General features: G+C 55.4%; 14 protein-coding genes, 1 tRNA gene and 1 pseudogene. 5 read left to right on the forward strand and 11 right to left on the reverse strand.

Annotated elements, in window-relative coordinates:
• Positions 1 to 154: 154 nt before the first annotated feature.
• The gene (locus RBB77_RS18515; RefSeq protein ID WP_353063206.1) at positions 155 to 493 is read left to right on the forward strand and encodes a sensor histidine kinase; all 339 of its coding nucleotides are present in this window, start codon (positions 155 to 157) and stop codon (positions 491 to 493) included.
• Between the two features lie 105 nt (positions 494 to 598).
• On the opposite strand, the gene msrA is transcribed toward RBB77_RS18515, so the two are convergent.
• Together msrA and RBB77_RS18525 are read right to left on the reverse strand one after the other, a co-directional pair.
• The gene (gene msrA, locus RBB77_RS18520; RefSeq protein WP_353063207.1) at positions 599 to 1,108 is read right to left on the reverse strand and encodes a peptide-methionine (S)-S-oxide reductase MsrA; all 510 of its coding nucleotides are present in this window, start codon (positions 1,106 to 1,108) and stop codon (positions 599 to 601) included.
• Between the two features lie 4 nt (positions 1,109 to 1,112).
• A complete protein-coding gene (locus tag RBB77_RS18525; protein ID WP_434557123.1) occupies positions 1,113 to 1,388 on the reverse strand; it encodes a peptide-methionine (R)-S-oxide reductase in 276 nt (91 codons plus the stop codon).
• 461 nt (positions 1,389 to 1,849) lie between these two features.
• Between RBB77_RS18525 and RBB77_RS18530 the strand changes: the two genes are divergently transcribed.
• Positions 1,850 to 2,956 (forward strand): tyrosine-type recombinase/integrase, encoded by a 1,107-nt coding sequence (locus tag RBB77_RS18530; protein ID WP_353063208.1) that lies wholly within the window; start codon positions 1,850 to 1,852, stop codon positions 2,954 to 2,956.
• A gap of 175 nt (positions 2,957 to 3,131) precedes the next feature.
• On the opposite strand, the gene RBB77_RS18535 is transcribed toward RBB77_RS18530, so the two are convergent.
• From RBB77_RS18535 to RBB77_RS18545, 3 genes are all read right to left on the reverse strand, one after another.
• Positions 3,132 to 3,206: transfer RNA gene (locus RBB77_RS18535), tRNA-Asn, on the reverse strand.
• A 336-nt stretch (positions 3,207 to 3,542) separates the two neighbouring features.
• On the reverse strand, positions 3,543 to 4,304 hold the full coding sequence (locus tag RBB77_RS18540; protein ID WP_353063209.1) for a CAP domain-containing protein: 762 nt from the start codon (positions 4,302 to 4,304) through the stop codon (positions 3,543 to 3,545).
• A 438-nt stretch (positions 4,305 to 4,742) separates the two neighbouring features.
• The gene (locus RBB77_RS18545) at positions 4,743 to 5,513 is read right to left on the reverse strand and encodes a WecB/TagA/CpsF family glycosyltransferase (RefSeq protein ID WP_353063211.1); all 771 of its coding nucleotides are present in this window, start codon (positions 5,511 to 5,513) and stop codon (positions 4,743 to 4,745) included.
• A gap of 427 nt (positions 5,514 to 5,940) precedes the next feature.
• Here RBB77_RS18545 and RBB77_RS18550 point away from each other — a divergent pair, with 427 nt between their 5' ends.
• Positions 5,941 to 6,918 carry a hypothetical protein gene (locus tag RBB77_RS18550; RefSeq protein WP_353063212.1) on the forward strand — a complete coding sequence of 326 codons (978 nt, stop codon included), beginning with the start codon at positions 5,941 to 5,943 and terminating at the stop codon, positions 6,916 to 6,918.
• A 235-nt stretch (positions 6,919 to 7,153) separates the two neighbouring features.
• Here RBB77_RS18550 and RBB77_RS18555 read toward each other — a convergent pair whose 3' ends face one another.
• Positions 7,154 to 8,995 carry a gamma-glutamyltransferase family protein gene (locus tag RBB77_RS18555; protein WP_353063213.1) on the reverse strand — a complete coding sequence of 614 codons (1,842 nt, stop codon included), beginning with the start codon at positions 8,993 to 8,995 and terminating at the stop codon, positions 7,154 to 7,156.
• A 471-nt stretch (positions 8,996 to 9,466) separates the two neighbouring features.
• On the opposite strand from RBB77_RS18555, the gene RBB77_RS18560 reads away from it, so the two are divergent.
• Together RBB77_RS18560 and RBB77_RS18565 are read left to right on the forward strand one after the other, a co-directional pair.
• On the forward strand, positions 9,467 to 10,090 hold the full coding sequence (locus RBB77_RS18560) for an Ig-like domain-containing protein (RefSeq protein WP_353063214.1): 624 nt from the start codon (positions 9,467 to 9,469) through the stop codon (positions 10,088 to 10,090).
• Positions 10,048 to 12,837, forward strand: a complete 2,790-nt coding sequence (locus RBB77_RS18565) for a beta strand repeat-containing protein (RefSeq protein WP_353063215.1) — start codon at positions 10,048 to 10,050, stop codon at positions 12,835 to 12,837. Before RBB77_RS18560 ends, RBB77_RS18565 begins: the two co-directional genes overlap by 43 nt.
• Positions 12,838 to 13,154: 317 nt before the next feature.
• On the opposite strand, the gene RBB77_RS18570 is transcribed toward RBB77_RS18565, so the two are convergent.
• The 5 genes and pseudogenes from RBB77_RS18570 to RBB77_RS18590 form a co-directional block, all read right to left on the reverse strand.
• Positions 13,155 to 15,173: an LVIVD repeat-containing protein gene (locus RBB77_RS18570; RefSeq protein ID WP_353063216.1), complete on the reverse strand. Its 2,019-nt coding sequence runs from the start codon at positions 15,171 to 15,173 to the stop codon at positions 13,155 to 13,157.
• On the reverse strand, positions 15,170 to 15,910 hold the full coding sequence (locus RBB77_RS18575) for a DUF305 domain-containing protein (RefSeq protein ID WP_353063217.1): 741 nt from the start codon (positions 15,908 to 15,910) through the stop codon (positions 15,170 to 15,172). The genes RBB77_RS18570 and RBB77_RS18575 overlap by 4 nt, the downstream gene beginning before the upstream one ends.
• 421 nt (positions 15,911 to 16,331) lie before the next feature.
• The gene (locus tag RBB77_RS18580) at positions 16,332 to 16,559 is read right to left on the reverse strand and encodes a winged helix-turn-helix domain-containing protein (protein WP_353067666.1); all 228 of its coding nucleotides are present in this window, start codon (positions 16,557 to 16,559) and stop codon (positions 16,332 to 16,334) included.
• Positions 16,560 to 16,736: 177 nt separating this feature from the next.
• Positions 16,737 to 16,949, reverse strand: a pseudogene (locus RBB77_RS18585) (response regulator); the annotation flags it as partial.
• A gap of 82 nt (positions 16,950 to 17,031) precedes the next feature.
• The gene (locus RBB77_RS18590; RefSeq protein ID WP_353063218.1) at positions 17,032 to 18,486 is read right to left on the reverse strand and encodes a sensor histidine kinase; all 1,455 of its coding nucleotides are present in this window, start codon (positions 18,484 to 18,486) and stop codon (positions 17,032 to 17,034) included.
• Positions 18,487 to 18,532: the final 46 nt, after the last annotated feature.

The following is an 18,532-nucleotide window of genomic DNA, read 5'->3' on the forward strand; positions in this document are numbered from 1 at the left end:
CTTCGATCCATTGACTTGACCGGCTCAAGTCATCCATCCACTAGCCGATCCTGTACCTTTTTTCCCCCAACGCCTTATCGATAGTCGCCTGCCCCCGGCGCCACAATCGAGGTCAATCGGCCCTTCGACAAAGATCGTGCTTCGCCGAGGCGAGATGATGCAAGTGGTCTCTAACCTGATCGCGAACTCAATCTACGCCATGCGCCCCGGTGGTACTCTCTCAGTTTCAGTTTGCGATGCCTCAAGTGAGGATGATGGAATTGTCCTGACAGTTGAAGACGATGGCGTCGGAATTGCACCGAAGGATTTGCCGAGGGTTTTTGACGCCTTCTTTACTACACGGACTACGGTTGGCACCGGAATTGGATTATTCGTCGCCAAGCAATTTGTCGAAGGCCACGGGGGACGGATCAGCATCGAGAGCAGTAACGAATCGAAGAAGCACGGCACCACCCTTCGGGTCTTCCTGCCACTTCATACTGCTTACGTATGATCGCTTTCTGTAAGAACAGCTCCTGCCTACGATGCAGTGAACACAAAAAACCTGATCGCCATACATAGCCCACGCGGGTTATATCTACGTGGCTAGGATACTTGCCTAAGCGGCTCGTTTCGGTAGAGTCCAGTTCGGTCTGACAAAATGGCACGTGTATCCATTGGGAATGCGCTCGAGGTAATCCTGATGTTCAGGCTCGGCCTCCCAGAATGCACTTGCCGGAACCACTTCGGTCACGACCTTCCCAGGCCACAACCCTGAAGCATTGGCATCGGCAATGGTGTCTTCAGCAATCCGTTTTTGCTCGTCTGTCGTGAAAAAGATCGCCGAACGATAACTTGTGCCGGTGTCATTCCCCTGACGGTTCAACGTCGTAGGATCATGGATCTGGAAGAAAAACTCCAGGAGTCGACGATAGGTGACTTGCTGAGGGTCGAAGATAATTTCGATCGCTTCGGCGTGGCCTTCGTGATTGCGGTAGGTCGCGTTTGCGATATTGCCGCCCGTATATCCGACCTGCGTCGTAATCACGCCCGGGAAGCTGCGGATCAGATCCTGCATTCCCCAGAAGCATCCCCCTGCAAGAATTGCGCGCTCGTTCGATGAGGCCATGTTGTTACTCCTGTTCTTTCTTCTCAAACAGTTCGAGATATTTACCGTATCCTTCGCTCTCCAACTCATCGAGGGGAATGAAGCGCAATGACGCGGAGTTTATGCAATAGCGCAGTCCTCCAAGGTCTTTGGGGCCATCGTCAAGGATATGCCCTAAATGACTGTCACCGTGGATTGATCGCACTTCCGTTCGGGTCATGCCGTGACTTTGATCTGAACGTTCGTCCACATTCTTCGGTTCAACTGGTTTAGCGAAACTTGGCCACCCTTGGATGCGGATTGAAGCTTCGAATGATGCCGCATCCGCAGGACATTAGAGTCCTCGTTATTACCAACAGGAATAGCGCTCTAACCAATTGGAATTGGACTTAGGTTCATGGTTTCGCCGATCCTTATCGCTAAAGCTGTACCGATGCTCTGACATCGCTGTGATGACGATCCCAAGCGTTATTCCTTTATTTTGAATAACTTTCGTAGAAGGGACAGATGAATGATTGACCAATTCTTAACGGAGATCGAGCTGTCCGATCGAATTCATGTCAGTTTGGCAACCCTTCGACGCTGGAGGCTAGAAAACCGGGGACCGAAGTTTCGAAAACTGGGAAGTCTGGTCCGCTATGGGGAATACGATTTAACCTTGTGGATGGAAGCGCAGCCCAGTGGTGGGACGGGCGAAACGGTACGCATTCCCCCGGCATCCAGCTATTCTGAGCGCGGCCGTATTCAAAAACGAGGATAGGCATGGCGATCTTTCAGCGTGGTGAGATCTGGTGGTACGAGTTTTCCTTTGCGGGCAGACGGATAAGAGAATCCAGTAAGAGTACATCAAAAACACTCGCCCGAACCGCGGAGCGAAATCGAAAGCGAGAGCTCGAAGAGGGCTTCAACAATGTGTCAGACACACGACATGAAAGGGTAAGAACAGTCGGCGATTTGGCAGACGATTACCTGACAGCTTACAAGTTGCGTCATCCGCAGTCAGCGACGTTTGCCGAGTACGCCATAGCCCACGTCAAGAGACTCGTGGGATCCAAAATGTTTGTGGATTGCAACGAAGCGACCCTAACTTCTTATCAAAACGAGCGCCTCAATGAAGGCGCCGCGCCGAAAACGATCAACGAGGAGGTGGGCTTTTTGCTTCGCATTCTAGACGAGCTCGGAGATATTCTTCGCGTCCGCCTCCGGAAGAGAAAGCTACTAAAACTTAAGGTTGGCAAGCCCATCGGCAAAGCCTATACCGATGAAGAAAAGGCAAGAATGCTAGACCAAGCAAAGAAGGCGCGTTCTCCTCATATCTATCCGGCCATTATGCTCGCCCTGAATGCTGGCATACGGGATGCCGAGCTGAAACAGCTCACTTGGAATCAGATCAATTTGAAACGCGGCTACCTGACAGTAGGCAAGAGCAAAACCGAGGCCGGTGAAGGACGCACAATTCCCCTGAACTCCGCTCTATCGGAAACGATGAGCGAATATGCTGAGTGGTACCAGGAGAGATTTTCAGCAATCCAGCCGGACTGGTATGTGTTCCCTTTCGGGAAGCCGCGTCCGAGCGATCCTACAAGACCGGTCACGACTCTGAAGACTGCATGGAACAACGTGCGCAAAAACGCCAAGGTTAAGGGACGCTGGCATGATCATCGCCACACCATGATCACCGATCTAGCCGAAAGCGGAGCAGGAGACCAGACCATCATGGACATCGCCGGTCATGTCTCGAAGAACATGCTCAAGCACTATAGCCACATTCGAATGGAAGCGAAGCGCGAAGCGCTCGAATCGATCGTCAAGCGACCACCGACGAAAAAGCCCCTCCCGAAGGGTTCTCGAAATTCGAAGGTCGCGTAGCATCCCCCCTCGTATCGACCGAACACCGCAGGAAATTCTCGGCCGAGTCATTGCTCACAATTGAGCAGGATTATGAATGATTTTTATTTGAGGTACCCACAAAATCCCCCACAATCGGTCATTTTGGGGCATTTTTTGGAGGTGTCTGGGAGGATCTAACTTATTGATTCTAAATTGGCTCCTGAGGTAGGACTCGAACCTACAACCCTTCGGTTAACAGCCGAATGCTCTGCCATTGAGCTACTCAGGAACGTCTTTTTGGACCCGCGGGAGACTCACGCGCTTGTTCAGTTATAACAAATCGGGATAGAGGGGTCAAAGGCTACTGTCATGGCGACGTGCAGATAGTCACCATGGGCGCAAAGAGCGCCTTTTTTCATACTGGACGAATGCCCGTAACTCCCAACTGTTTCCAACTGTGAAGTCCAAACGACGACAATCTAACTGAGAGCTGTGGGCAGCATCTCAAGGCGCCATTGTCCGGAGAGATCGGTCATAGATGCTTTCAGCGGCTGTCAGGACCAGATCGCATCGCACCCTGCTTCCCAGGAATGGCGACGGCTGGGATATGGGCTGCTGTTTCGGACTAAGGGTAGAGGAGGACGGCGATGTTATAGGCCGTGAAGGGGCTGTTTCGTGTTGTCGAGCAGGCTCCGACTACGGCCTGGTGATATTTGCCCGACGCCAGTTTGCTTTTGAGTTGGTCGGGAATTTGGTTCAAGCTTCCGGCGGTATACCGCATGATGTACCAGGGTTGGCGAGAACCCGCGTAGCCGGAGGACATTGTGCATGTCCGACGAGCCTCTTCGGTGGTGGCGGCAACGCGCATGCCTGATTGTGCGATAACGCTGGCAACTGTGCGCTCCTGCTGGTTGAGCGAGAGCGTTTGAACTGTGCTGGCGAAGTCTTCTACCGCGTAGAGCTGGTGATCGCGGGTCACGATAGCGATTCCGATCGAATCTACGTTGGGATCGAGCAGGTTGGCACGGTGGCCGGGCGAGTGCATCCAGAGATTGTGAATGATGACGGAGGTGGGGGCTTCGGCTACGTTTTCTGTGATGAGGCTGAAGTGCGCGCCAACATTGGATCCGCGTTCCGCGAGCGTGGGTTCTCCATTGAATTGATGGGAGATTTCGGCGTGCGCGGCCATCTCGCGAGCGTGGACGGCGGAGGCTTCTGCAAGGACGGGGTCGAAGCGAAGTGGCTGAAGTCCTTGACTGACGCGGTCTTCGTTCGCGGCGGCGAGAAGGTATTGCTCGGCTACTGTGAGATTTCCTGAGGATTCGAGGCCCTGGGCCGGAAGTACGCGCGCAGTCGCGAGCAGCAACGTTGCGAACGTGATGGACAAGAGATGCGATTTCGGTAATGAAATCAGAGACTTGACGCACGCTGCGAAGGAGGCCGGCATGAAGCTCATTCTAGGTTTGGGGTACCGGGGTGGGTAATACAACTTTCTGGTGAGCATGAGGGTTTTCCCTGGTTTGCCTATCGGTTCGGACGCCGGGAAAGTGAGAAACGATGCTTGAAGTTGCAAACTTAGGTACTAAAAAAATCAGCAGGGAGAAACCTCACTTTTCAGGGGGTTTTTACTTATTTTGCCTGTTTTGCGGTGGTGAGATCGTGGTGAAGTTGTGGTGGATTGCGTGGTGAACGTGGTGTTTTGTACGTCGTTTTTTGAGCGTCGAAAAACACGCCATCTTTTTCAAGTTTATTTTCGATTCGCCGGCCTGAGGTGTCCGTTTTTGAGACAGGTATCTGATTAGTCAGAAGTTAGCGGGCAGTCTGGCTAAGATCTCAGTTCGGATCTCAGTTTAGGGAGTCGGCTGCGGTTGCGGAGCATGATCGCGAGGAGTTTGCGGGCGTCCCAGTAACGGGGGATGTAGCGCTTGGGTTCGGCGAGGGATCGGAAGAGCCAGCCGAGGTAGAACTTGTCTGCCCAGACGGGGATGTGAACCTGGTCGCCTGAGAGGAAGGCTATGGCGGCGCCGATGCAGTGGATGGCGGGGCGATAGGCGAGATTGCGTTTGAGGTAGAGGCCAAGACGTTCCTGCGTTCCACCACCGATGGTGACGATGACATGCTGAGGGCGAAGACGGTTGAGGCGCTCGAGCAGAGTGGGGTCGTCGATCGGCGCGGTGCCGTACATCGGAGCCATGTAGATGTTGTCTTCCGGGATGACGATTCCCTGCCCTGCGAGCCAGTCGAGATTGCGCTTCGTACTGACTGGGCTAGCCATGATCCAGAGCGTGTTGCCGGGTTGGCGAACGTCTGGCTCGAGGAGAAGATCGCGGAGGTACTCGAGGCCGGAGAGGCGCTTGATGGGGATCGGCTGCAGACGATTCCAGATGAGGACCATGAAGGCAGAATCGGTGATCGCGAGGTCCGCGTTGAGCAGAGCGTCGCGATAGTCGGGGCTGCGGTCGAGGTCCTTGAGGGCTGGGGCTGCGGGGACTACGAGGAGACCGCCTTTGGTGCGCATGATGTCGATGGCTTCTTTTGCAGAGCCGTCGAAGAAGTCGATGCCAAGGATGCGGTGAGTGGTCGGAGTTGTCGACATGAAGAGATCTGTTCGTCTCTATCTTATTCGACAGGCGAAAGAGAAACCGTCGCCAATTCTCGTGGCGTCACCTTGTTACCACCCACAAGCGGATTACATGCGGATTTATTTTTCATCAGTCCCCAGACAAATTCTCAAATGGTGTGGTTTCCACCATAAGTTTGAATTCATATCCCATACAGCTGAATTCCGACCCCCATAAAGCGGAACCGGACACCTATAAGTCGGAATTCAAAGTGGCCCTTCGAATTCAATCTCGAAGAGCCACAACTCACTAACCCTTTGATGCTGAAACACCGCAAGCTTAAGACCACGGCTGGTTCGATCCATCCAAAGTTTTCAGAGGATCAAAGCATCGAGCGAATGCACGTCATGTCTCATGGTATTCTCGTTTCCTGCAATTTGGGCCCTTGTGGTGGAGGAGCCGATGGCACTTTCGAAGGCCGAACGTACTCTCATTTCGCGTGGATTGAAAGAACAGAAGGAACGCATCTCTTTCAATCGGGATCTGGAGCGGCAACTTGCGACTAGCAATGAGCGGAGAGCCAGAGTCGGGGATAGGTATCGCCAGCGGATTATGGAGAAGGCGTTCGCGGCCTCCGGAGTCGACTATGGATTGATCGCTCAGCGGCAGGAGACGGAAGTGGAGTCTGTCATCCGCGAGTTGGCTGGCATCAAGAAGAAACTTAAGGCTAATACGACGAAGGTTAAGGTTCGACATCGGCAGTTGATCGACCGCCTGATGAAGAACAGAACGAATCGTTCGGGAGGTGGTCCGGGAGGTTCACCCGCGCCCGAAGATGTCTCGAATGGTTATCTCTGGATACCGAGTTCCACCTCGCTGGTCGATCAGGGCATTCCGCCGGGTGCCACACTCACGATGGCAAATCGGGCCACACTATTGAAATTCAGGTGGTATACCCCCGTTCTAAAGTCGTGGGGTCCCGGTATTACGGCAGTAGTGAACTACTTGTGGACGCCACCGCAAGATGGAACTTTTGGATTATTTTCGCTTGTGGCTTACAACGGATTCTGTCAGTGGGCGTTTCCCGGAGCTTGCTGGACACCACCTTTTTTCGGGTTGAAGTTTCGGTCGAGTATCGCGATCCAGCAGATCGATCCAAACGGGCTACTCCGCACGGATATGGCAGATGGCAGCAATGGTGGACTCGATGAAGACCATGATGGAGGCTGCTGGCCTAAGTCAGGCTCCAGAACCTATGACGCCGTCGACTATCTACAGTTGGCCAATCCATTTCCAGTCGCAGCGAACTTGCCCGTGTTGATGTCGATCACTATCGGAGGAGACTGTTTAGCCTACTCAGCGGGTGCCGAACTCGATTTCTCTACCGGTAGTGCGTGCATCGAGCAGCCTGGAATCTTGTTTGGCTTTACCCCCTGGTAACGCGAAAAACTAAGGGCCAATTGATCATCACGCTAAATCGCCAGTGCACTCATCGAGCTGAGTTGAAGAAAATTCGGCCTTATACGTAAATCGCCCCGGAAATCTAAGCTTATGATGCTTGCCAGTGCAAGCCGACTAGGTAAGCAGAAGCTATCTGCTGCGCTCACGGACCGTTACGTACCGAGTGGCAGGCGGTTTACATTCCCATACAGATTCGGAAGCTGTTGGGGCCATGTTAGTAAGCGAGGGCGCAGCCGTCGGCGCGCATCTCTGAGGCCGCAGAGTAAACGCGGTCGGTGCCGTCCATGCGGTGTTCTATGCATTCATAGCGTCCGTAGCCGCCGTCGGAGGGTCCCATCGGCCAACCTAGAGCAATGAGGGACTCGCGGGTCGCTGTCGGAACTCCGGCTTCGAGTCGCAGAATACCTGTTGGGCCAAGGCCTTTGGCGTCTTCGCCCATGGATTGCGAGCTGCCTTCGTGGTGCCAGCGAGGGCTGTCGCCGGCAGCCTGAATATCCAGACCGTAGTCGACTCGGTTGATGATGATCTGAGCCTGACCCTGAGGCTGCATGTCTCCGCCCATGACACCGAAGGACATCCACGGCTTGCCGTCTTTGGTGGCGAAGCCGGGGATGATGGTTTGGAAAGGACGTTTGCCGGGGGCGTAGATATTTGGGTGACCGTCCTGCAGCGAGAAGAGTTCGCCGCGATCCTGGAACATGAAGCCGAGGCCGTCGGCGACGAGACCGGAGCCCATGCCGCGGAAGTTGGACTGGATCATGGAGATCATGATGCCGTCTTTGTCTGAGACAGTGAAGTAGGTGGTGTCGCCGTGGCTGGGAGCCTGCCCAGGATGTACGGGGGTGAGGATGCTGTCGAGTTTGATGAGTTTGGCGCGCTCGGCCGCGTAGGACTTTGAGTTGAGGAACTCGTAGGGGATTTTGGCGAAGTGGGGATCGGCGTAGTAACGGGCGCGGTCTTCGTACGCAAGGCGCTTGGCTTCGATCTGAACGTGAATAGACTGCGGAGACTGGAAGCCCATGTTGCGGAGGTCGAAGTTTTCGGCGATGTTGAGGAGCTGGAGAGTGGCGAGACCTTGCGTATTGGCGGCCATGCCGTAGACGTCGACGCCGCGATAGTTGGTGACGAGAGGGTCGCCCCATTCGGCGTGCTGGTCGCGAAGATCTTCGGCGGAGAGCCAGCCGCCGATGCGCTTAAAGTAGGCGTCGATGGTCTTGGCGATGGGGCCGTCGTAGTAGGCGTCGCGGCCTCCCTGGGCGATCATTTTGTACGTGCGGGCGAGATCGGGATTGCGGAAGACATCACCCTCGTTCGGAGCTTTGCCGTTGGGTGCCCAGGTGTGCATCGCGTTTGCCGTCTCTTCGACTCCCGAGCCAGGGCGTGTGAAGGCAGTGAGGTTTCGCTTGATGTAGTAGCCGATGATCTGTGGGACAGGCACGCCGGATTCGGCGAGATGGATCGCGGGCTCGAAGAGCTCAGCCCACTTGAGTTTTCCGTAGCGCTGATGGAGGGTCCACCAGGCGTCGAGTGCTCCTGGGGTGGAGACCGTGATTGCGCCAAGTGATGGGAGAACTCCGTCTTTGGCGCGGGAGCGAGCGGTCTCGAGTGTCAGGGATTTCGGAGAACGACCGGAGCCAGCTAGGCTGACGACCTTGGCGAGCTTTGGATCCCAGATCATTGCGTAGCAGTCGCCACCGATGCCGGAACTCGTAGGCTCGAGGAAGCCGAGGCAGGCGTTGGCGGCGATAGCGGCGTCGATTGCGGAGCCGCCTCGCTTCAGGGTTTCGATTGCAGTCAAGGTTGCGATGGGATGGGCTGTACCGGCGGCTCCAGAGCATCCCATCGCGGCGGAACGGCTGGCGAAGCTGGCACCTGAAACGCGATCGCCGGCGTGAACGTCTGGCCGTACGAAGCGCTCGTCGCCTGAGGGCTGGAACTTCGGCAGCGAAGTGTTCGATGCGCCTGTTTTCCGGTCGTCGCTCTGGGCAATGGCAATGGATGGATGAACCGAAGCGATAGCAAGCGGGAGTGCGGCGATAAATGAGCGACGGCGCAATGTGTTCTCCTGGTCGAAATGTTTGCAGGCAAGAAAGGAGGTGCGATCAAAGCCATCCGTTTGGCGTTTCGCTTTGAGATATCCAATATATCAAGATGTTCTTGTCTTGCTTCTTTACCCAAGCGGACTGTCTCCGCCCGAGCAATGAGGGGGTCCACTGAGGATTTTTTTGAGGGGGCCGAACGATATTGCCGAAAATGCGGACTTTGCGGGAGCGGCTTCGAGGGACGCTTCTACTGAGACGACACCTGATCCTTGAATTTGGCCAGTTTTAGCAAAATGGCCACCAAGCGAGCGAGAAGTCACACCCACCACACCGTACAACTTTCGTTGATCTCTAGTTCTCGTCGAAAGCAATCCAGCCGAGTAGAATTTGTGAGACGATTCAACCCACACACCCTATAACTTGGGTTGAAGCCGATTTCCGTTCTTATCTTTTTTGCAATTTTTCTGCCTTAGGAGTTCGACCGAATGTCTTCAAAAGCTGTATCGGGTCATTTCTCTCTTTATCCCCTACGCCGCAACTTCCTCGCTATCGCACAATCGATTATCCCCTTCGTCCTGTTGGCTTTATTCGCCGTTCCTCTAGAGGCTCAGCAGCCATCGACAACGGCTCTCGCCATAACACACAACGGCACTCCGACGACAAGCATTGCGCAGGGAACCGTAGCGACTCTTACTGCCACTGTGAGTCAGGCGGGTTCTCCGGTTGCTCTCGGTCAGGTTGCATTTTGCGATGCAGCGGCCCCCTTCTGCACTGACGTCCATCTCCTGGGAACATCACAGCTGACAACTTCCGGCAACGCCGTGTTTAGCTTCATACCGGCAATTGGAACTCACAGCTACAAGGCGATCTTTCGTGGGACGAACGGTCTTACCGCCAGTTCATCTACCGTTGGTACCTTGACCGTCACTGGAACGCATCCGACGACCTCAACAATCGCATCGACCGGTACTCCCGGCGCTTACACGCTGAACGCTATAGTGTCATCCTCTAGCGGGTCGCCGACCGGCGCAGTCTCCTTCGTTGACACGACAAAGGAGGTGCCATTTTGGCAATCTCTACCCTCCAGACGGCCACAGCCGGACCAATAAATTTCCTAAGTGCAACCAGCCCCACCGTGTCAGGAGTGGCAACGACAGCTGGCGATTTCAATCATGATGGCGTGGTCGACCTTGTAACAATTGATAACCTGGGCAATCTAACCACCGGTTTGGGTAACGGAGACGGCACCTTCCGTGAATTGACTCCCACACAACCCTTCTCCTACACCTACATAGAAAGCATCGCGACCGCCGACTTCAACTCCGACGGCAATCTCGATCTTGCCGTCGTCGGTAGCTCCAACAACGTGACGATCCTTTTGGGGCACGGAGATGGAACCTTTTCAGTTGCAGGAACACCCGCCACAGGTCAATTTCCCGCAGCGATGACCGTAGCCGATTGGAACATGGATGGCATACCCGACATCGCCGTCGCAAACGATAGAAGCAATAGTGTCACGATCCTGTTAGGGCAAGGGGATGGAACCTTTATAGCAGCGCCGAGCCCAACTACCAACGGCGGCCCAGCCCTGATCGCAACCGGCGACTTTAATGGCGACGGCAAGCCGGACTTCATCGTCGTAACCCAGACCGATTACAAAGCAACAGTGTTTCTCGGAAATGGAGACGGGACCTTTACTGCCGTTGCTCAAACCGCAGCCAGCGGTTTCGACGTGGACACGATTGCAGTAGCCGACTTCAACGGCGATGGTAAGGCGGACTTTGCCTTCAACGTTCTTGACAGCGTCTCTATCTTCCTCGGAAATGGGGATGGAACCTTCACCGCCGGAGCCAGTATTCCCACTCCGCTATTAAACGGTTTTCCCAGCAATCTTCCCACTTCTATGAAGGTCGGAGACGTAAACGGCGACGGCATTGCGGATCTTGCGTTTGTCTCCGGCAATAGCAACGCCGTCATCGGGCCAACGGTTTTGTTAGGAAAAGGAGATGGCACCTTCACACTCTTCGGTCCGTTCAGCGGGACTTATTCTGACTCGCTCGTTGTGGCGGATTTCAACGGTGATGGCTATTCGGATCTCGCCTCTCTCCAAGGAGAGGAGGGGAATTCGACGCTAGGCATTTTGTTGGCGCAGAACACAGTAACGGTGTCAGCCACGGCGAACAGCATCTCCCTTACCGGCGTAGGCACTCATCAGATCGAAGCAAGCTATTTGGGCGACAGCATCTTCACTCCGAGCACCTCTGCAACGGTAGAACTTGTGGCACGGACTGTCCCCCCAACGCTCACGCTGAGCGCAGCGCCGCCGAGCAGCTCCTACGGCAATCAGGCGGTGTTCACCGCTTCGCTCACTCCCTCGGGCGCCCCGAATCCGAGCACAGATGGTGAGTCTGTGACCTTCTTCAACGGCGCCACCAGCCTGGGGTCTGCACCGCTCGCCTCGGGAACCGCATCATTCAACTTCTCCTCTCTACCGTCTGGCAACGCCACAATTACTGCTCACTATGCCGGCGATACAAACTTCCTGGCGGCGTCAAGCAACGCCGTCTCGTACAACGTTGGCCACGCAACCCCTGTCATCACGTGGGGAGCCCCACTTGTAATAACGTATGGAATCCCTCTGTCGGCGAACAGCCTGCATGCCTCTGCATCGACTCCGGGTGCTTTCGTCTTCACACCGGCAAGTGGCACGATTTTGCTGCCTGGAATCCAACCGGTGTCAGTCGTCTTCACTCCAACGGATACAGTTGATTATGTATCCGCCACCAGCGCAAATACGGTTACAGTAACCCCCGCTCCGCTCACGGTAACCGGCGCAAACGTGTCGCGTCCCTACGGTTCTGCGAATCCCGCTCTGACAGGGACCGTCACCGGACTGGTGAACGGCGACGTCGTCACCGCAAGCGCGACTACCAGCGCCGTCGCCTCAAGCGTTGCAGGTATTTATCCAGTTGTTCCTGTTGCTGCCGGAGCGAACCTCGCCCGCTACACCGTCAGCTCCGTCAATGGCACGCTAACAGTCACCAAAGCCGGCAGCACAACCGCCATCACCACGTCGGCGACGTCCGCCGTCGCTGGTGCAAGCATCACCTTCACTGCGTCTGTCACTCCCGCTACTTCGGGAACCCCCACAGGTTCCGTCGCTTTCATGAACGGCTCCGCAATTCTCGGAACGGCGCCCTTAACCGGATCGAGTGCGGCCTTTACGAGCAATGTGCTTACAACCGCTGGAAGCTACAACATCACCGCCGTCTACTCAGGCGACGCCAACTTCACTGGCTCCGTGTCCTCGCCTCTCTCCCAGGTCATCACTGGCCCTCCAGACTTCTCACTCACACCAAGTGCCTCGACGTTGACCGTCCAACGTGGGCAGACTACCACTGTGGGTATAACGATCACACCGACGAACGGCTTCAACCAGCCGGTGACGTTCTCGTGTGTCGGGCTGCCATCTTACGCAACCTGCAGCTTCTCGCCAATCACCGTCACCCCGGCGGCCGGCGCAACCGTTAGCACTCAGCTAACCCTCGCGACGACAGCTTCAACCGCCATGCTGCGCGAAAAACCAACGAATGCTAGCCCCTGGGGCAAGACCACTTCCGTAGCCCTCGGGTTTCTCATCTGTCTATCCCCAGTCTTCGGTCGGATTCGCAGCAGAAAGCCCCTTCGGCTGTTTACCCTGCTTTCCGCGTTTCTCGTAATCCAACTTACCGGATGCGCGTCTTCCGCAAACAACAACTCCGGGCAATCCAGTCAGATTTCGGTCGTCGCTTCAACCGGAAATAGTACGGGCGCAACACAACACGCCGTAGCGCTAACCATCACCATTGCAAATTAGACAGGCCAATCCACCTTGTTTATCGAACGGCCACGAAGTACCGTGGCCGTTCTTTTTCCTGTCATCCAAGTGACGATAGGCGGCACAGTGAATCAGAACTTAATCTTCAACGGGAGTGCCCTCAGACCAGCGACCAACCGATAAGGGAAAGACGGTCATCCGGTCTTCGGGGACATTCTCCGTAATCACCGTCACGTCCGGCAGATTGGCTCCCTAACTCTTAGCCGAGAGTGCAGGGTCGCCAGAACATCCGGCAACAGCAACGCGACACCACCTTCGTTTCGGAATCATGGCCAGTGTGCCAGCCCATCTCTAGGCTAGGCTGTCGGATTCTCCAGGATGTGAGCCAGATCATGCAGCCGCTGGGCATCCTTCGCGTCTTTCGCATCAGAAGCGCTAGTTTCCACAGACCCCGCCATGCCACGAAGTTTCGCCACATCCTTCTTGCCAAGGTGTGACTTCTGCGCCCGCTCGATTGCTTTATTCAAATCAGCAATCTGTGCTGTCGACAGCGCCTGCGAACGCCCTAACTGATCCACATAAGCTCGCGCAACGGTGAGATGAGATGGCCACGCAATCTTCTGCTGGTTTTGTACGTTCAGTTCGTTGACCTGAACAAGTCTCGCCGCATCAATTTCATTCTGAGTCAGAAATTTGCTCGGAACCAGCTTGAACACGTCCAGTCCGCGCGCGATCTCCGACCCATAGATGTAGCCGTTGTACCAATACGCAGACCAATCCCCGCCCAAAACCAGTGTCTTCGCATCGACAGGCCCGCGATCAAAGTAGGCGATCTCGTACGCATGTGCCGGATCCGTAAAGTCCATCACCGAGATGCCGCCCTGGTACCACGCCTGCACCTCGATATCACGCCCGGGCACTGGGATCAACGAGCCATTGTGAGCCACGCAGTTTTCCGTCTCCGTCTGAGCGGCTGGCATCTTGTAGTAGCTCGCGAACGACAGCTTGTCGTCCTTCAGATTGAAGATCGCATCCGCTCCCCACTTGTTGGGGTCCGTCGGACGGCAGCGTGGCTGCAACCCGCCTCCCCACTCATCGGTAAACACCACCTTCGTTCCGTCGTTCGAGAAAGACGCCGAGTGCCAGTACGAATAGTTCGGATCGTTCACCGCGTCCACGCGCTTCGGATGCACGGGGTCCTTAATATCAAGCAGAATGCCATTGCCCGAGCACGCACCAGCCGCAAGCCCCAAAGCCGAGTACACCGTGATGTCATGGCACTGGTTGGTGTCCGCAGGCTTCTCTGCTTTCTTATCGTGGCTTCCACCGTTATTCAGGCCGTTCAAAGCACCCGTGCGCGGATCGATAAACACTCGCGGACTCGAAACCACCTTAGACTGCTGCGGCGCAGCAAGCGGCACTTTGATCACATCGATCCGAAACAGCGATGTATTCGGATCCTTATCTGGCTTCTCCTCCCCCGAGCAGCCTGCCAGCTCTTCACTCTGCCGCACAAACGAAGTTCCCGAAACATAGATGTAGACGTTGTCCTTATCGTTCGGATCCACCACCAGCGTATGCGTGTGCGACCCACGGCAGGTCTGCACCGCGGCTACCTGCTTCGGATTCTTAATATCCGAAATATCAAAAACCCTCACACCGCGAAAGCGGTCCGGACTCGCCGTCGGAATTCTGTGGTCCTTCTCATGCCCCGGCTCCGGTGGCGGCAACGGCGGAAAACCCTGCACTCCGCAATCCAGCCGCCCGTTCGGCATCTCCACCGACATAAACAGCAGGTTCCCATACACCGACACGTCGCCCTGCCCACCCGGGCACACCAGCGAAGTAATCAGCGACACCTTCGCGGGGTTCGAGATGTCGTAGAAGTTCACGCCATAGAAGTTGCCCTGGAACAGATGCGTTCCTTGAAACGCAAAGTCCGAGTTTGAGAAAGCAAGCTGCGCAATCACCAGCTGCATGGGCTTCGGTATCTTGCCCTTGTTGCTAACGCCGAGCAAGTCCAGACTCTTCTGGACCGCAGGATCGTCCGGATTGGTAGCCGACAATTGAAACGCCTCCGGCTTCTTCACGAACGCCAGATGCTCCATCCCCATCGCAGTCTCACCGGCATCGTAGAGTCCAGCCTTCAGCCCCACGCGCGGATCGCTCGTCGTAGATCCCGTCATTCCCGGCGGCAGCGGCACAGCAGGTTGCGGCACAAACGGATCTTCGTCTTCCTCCGCAGCCGCCTTCGCGGTCGGAGCAGCCGGAGCGCCCGGAGCCTGCGCCAGCAAAGCTCCCCAACTGGAACACACCAAAGCCGTGCCAAAGGCCACACCGGCCAAACGGAAAGCGAGTGACTGCGTACGGTTCATCGTTTCTCCTTCAACATGTTCTGCATAATTGCGATCTCGGCCCTTTGCGTATTGTCAGCGTCGGTAGCGAAGTCGAACAGCTCAGCATCCTGCCCCGCACCGGGCGTATCAAACAACTGCTTCACCATCACCAGCGCCCCGTTGTGATGCTGAATCATTCCCGTCAAAAACAGTCTGTCAAACTCCGCGCCCTTAGCCTGTCGCAGCTCATCCATCTGCTTCGGCGTCAGCATGCCCGGCATGGCCGCCATCGGGCTACCGTTCTTATCCATATCCGGCATCCCAGCCATGGCCATACTCACGGACTCCCCACGCGCCCTCAGCCAGCGCTTCATGAACTTCATCTCATCGGCCTGAGAGAGGCCGATCCGCGCCCCCAAAGAGCGAATCTCCGTATTTTCCGTGTGGGACGGAATTAGATCCGTCATCACGACCGCCTGCCCATGGTGCATGATCATGCCCTGCATGAACTCAACATCAGCCTGCGACCGTCGCGGTACCGTCCCCGTTGTAGAAGGCGGCAGCCGCTTGCTCGGAGATCCCGGCGCCCCAGGCTGAACCACCACCGGAGCGGAGCTCGATTGCGTCTGCTGACCATGAGCCGCACAGGTCGGCAAGCTGCAAAGCACCACAGCCGAGAACCATTTACAGAACCCTACCAACGTCGTCGCCTTAGTTCGTGACTTGTTGCCACGACCGACCGAATCGAACCCAAGTTTTCCCATTGCATCGGGCATTTTGTTCTTCCACGGTATCATGTGGCTGCGTTTCGGGAGAGAAACGCTTTTTGGGTCTCGCCACGTGGCGCCCATGCACAGGCAATGGATTTGAGAAGAGCTGCCGTCCAAGAAGAACATGGAGGCCATCCTCCGGGCGTTAGAGGTATCGAAATTTCCCCTGCGTTCTGGAGAGTAGAAGCTGTCATGGACAGTCGCGCGCATGGTTGCCACCGCCGCGCGCCCGACGAAAAGATCGGTCCTAATCGTTTATCTTTGTGAACTAATGAACCGAGCAGCAGCCGTTCTGGCTGTGCGAAAGTGGGAGACACGCACCGTTTTCCAAACGATGTAGGAAGTTGTTCTTTGACTTTTCCCACATCGCGATATTTCCAAATCGCATAAATCCTACGTCGACTGTGACGCATAGAAATCCAAACGGCTACGGCTCGCGAAAGCGATATCCAATGTAGCTATCTGTCAGGATATAAGTTGGATTCGCGGGATCGTCTTCGAGTTTCTTGCGAAGCTGGCCAATGAGGACGCGTAGGTACGCACGATCATTTCCGTTGTCCGGGCCACGTAGTGCCGCGAGTATTCGAGCATGCATAACCGGCCGACCGGCATGCGCCATCAGAAGCTGAAGAGCATCGAATTCACGTGGCGTCAAATGGACCTCGATCCCAGATCGCTCGACGCGCCGTCGAACGGGATCAAGCGTTATTGCTCCATATCTGATGGGCATCTCGGCCGGAGTTTCGGGTGCCCGAAATCTACGAATAGCGGCACGTATCCTGGCTACTAGCTCGCGCGCTTGAAATGGCTTCGTCACGTAGTCGTCGGCGCCCGCCTCCAACGCCTCGACTTTATCATCTTCACTGTCACGAACCGTCAGCATAAGAATCGGCAATTTCGTATACGCACGCCTGATGCGCCGACAGGTTTCGATCCCTCCAATGCCAGGCATATTAATATCCAGCAGCACTGCCTCGTAATCAACCATGCGCAGACGGGTGAGGCCATCTTCTCCATTGCCGGCCTCGCCTATGTCGAAGCCCATGACGTCAAGGGTAGTGCGCAGGCTGCGTCGCAGCGCCGTGTCGTCTTCTACTATCAGTACTCTTCCTTGTGAGTCGTCGATTTCAGGCCTCCCTGTTAATGAGAGGTAGCGCGAACGAGAACGTAGTGCTTACCTCTGACTCGCATTCAACCCACACTCTGCCGGTGTGCGCCTCAGCGATACGTTTGGTGACAGAAAGGCCGATGCCAGTTCCTGGCGCCTTATGTTGCGACCCGGGGGACCGATAAAAGCGCTGAAAAATCCGCAGCCTCTCTTCAGGCTCGATAAAAGATCCTTCGTTCTGCACGTTGAACACGACCTCCGTGTCGGTCGACCTCACACGGAGCGTGATTGGCGAACCGGGACTTCCATATTTCGAAGCGTTGTCGAGCATTTGCAAAAGCGCCATTTCGAGCAAACGTAAGTCTGCCCACACGTAGCTTCCCCATGTCTCGTCGATGGTCCGTAGAGGATGATCCGTCAAACTATGGGCGACTTGCGCTCTACAATCCCGGAACAATTGGTCTAGCGAAAGCCTTTCGCGTTCCACCTTTAATTGCCCCTCATCTAACTCAGCGGTTCGCAGCACCTGGTCGGTCAGCTTAGCTAAACGTGTCGCCTGTTCATCGATGAGGGACACGAGTTCTCTCTCCGGATATTCAAGGCGGCTAATCTCCAGCAATCCTGAACTTGCGCTCTGGATTGTTGCCAGCGGCGTTTTGAATGCATGCGCCAAACCATCGAGAACGGTCGACCTCAGCTGTTCGCTCCGCTTTGCAGCTTCAGCATTACTCTCCGCGGAAAAACAATACGCTCTCTCCAGGGCAATCGCCGAGAGAGAAGCAATCGCATCCACGGATCGAGGATCCAGGCAGCTCTTATTGGAAGAGCCTGCAAGGTAGATTGCGCCGACAGGCCTGGTCCCCAGTCTCAACACGCGCTTGAATTTGCAAGATACTAGATCATTCTCACAAAGCTCTTGAAAATACGTTGCGCGAACTTCATCGTCCGGAACTGTATCTTTCCCTGCCCGGTCCATTCGCACTTCGCGCGCGTCCCACAGGGCCACAACATCAGCATGAAACGTATCAGCAATCAGTCGTGTTAGTTGTGCACCCACTTCATCACGCCGGTCCAACATGAGAATATCCCTGCTCGTCAGATAGAGCTTCTCCAGTCTTGTCCGTTCACTCTCAGTTTGTAAGGCCTTCCCCGTAATCCGGTCTGCAAAGTGACCAGCCGTCAAAGCGACAGTGACGAATATCGCCGATGAGATCCAGTCCTGAGGATCATGTTCAAGGAGTGAAAAAATAGGAGGCATGTAGAAGTAGTCAAGGCATGCGGCCGACAATACTGAGGCGACTGCCGCTTCAGGAAATCCCCATCGAAAAGCGACCAGCATCACAACAACCAATTCGATAAGGCCCGCGGTCAGTGCTTTGCCGTGACTTAGATAGATGGCGCCTGTGAGCAATGGAATAAGTGGAACCATCACGACGGTATGCAGCAGGCGCTTGGTGACTTGCGTGGACTTCATCTCTTACTTATTAGAATACTGCTGATTTACTCGCAATTATCGCGCC

The organism is Tunturibacter psychrotolerans (assembly GCF_040359615.1).
Lineage (GTDB): Bacteria > Acidobacteriota > Terriglobia > Terriglobales > Acidobacteriaceae > Edaphobacter > Edaphobacter psychrotolerans.

Bases quoted from the DNA above. Each gene is read 5' to 3' on its own strand.
- RBB77_RS18515 (WP_353063206.1), top strand. From the start codon at position 155: ATGATGCAAGTGGTCTCTAACCTGATCGCGAACTCAATCTACGCCATG.
- msrA (WP_353063207.1), bottom strand. From the start codon at position 1,108: ATGGCCTCATCGAACGAGCGCGCAATTCTTGCAGGGGGATGCTTCTGG.
- RBB77_RS18530 (WP_353063208.1), top strand. From the start codon at position 1,850: ATGGCGATCTTTCAGCGTGGTGAGATCTGGTGGTACGAGTTTTCCTTT.
- RBB77_RS18545 (WP_353063211.1), bottom strand. From the start codon at position 5,513: ATGTCGACAACTCCGACCACTCACCGCATCCTTGGCATCGACTTCTTC.
- RBB77_RS18550 (WP_353063212.1), top strand. From the start codon at position 5,941: ATGGCACTTTCGAAGGCCGAACGTACTCTCATTTCGCGTGGATTGAAA.
- RBB77_RS18560 (WP_353063214.1), top strand. From the start codon at position 9,467: ATGTCTTCAAAAGCTGTATCGGGTCATTTCTCTCTTTATCCCCTACGC.
- RBB77_RS18570 (WP_353063216.1), bottom strand. From the start codon at position 15,173: ATGAACCGTACGCAGTCACTCGCTTTCCGTTTGGCCGGTGTGGCCTTT.
- RBB77_RS18575 (WP_353063217.1), bottom strand. From the start codon at position 15,910: ATGCCCGATGCAATGGGAAAACTTGGGTTCGATTCGGTCGGTCGTGGC.
- RBB77_RS18590 (WP_353063218.1), bottom strand. From the start codon at position 18,486: ATGAAGTCCACGCAAGTCACCAAGCGCCTGCTGCATACCGTCGTGATG.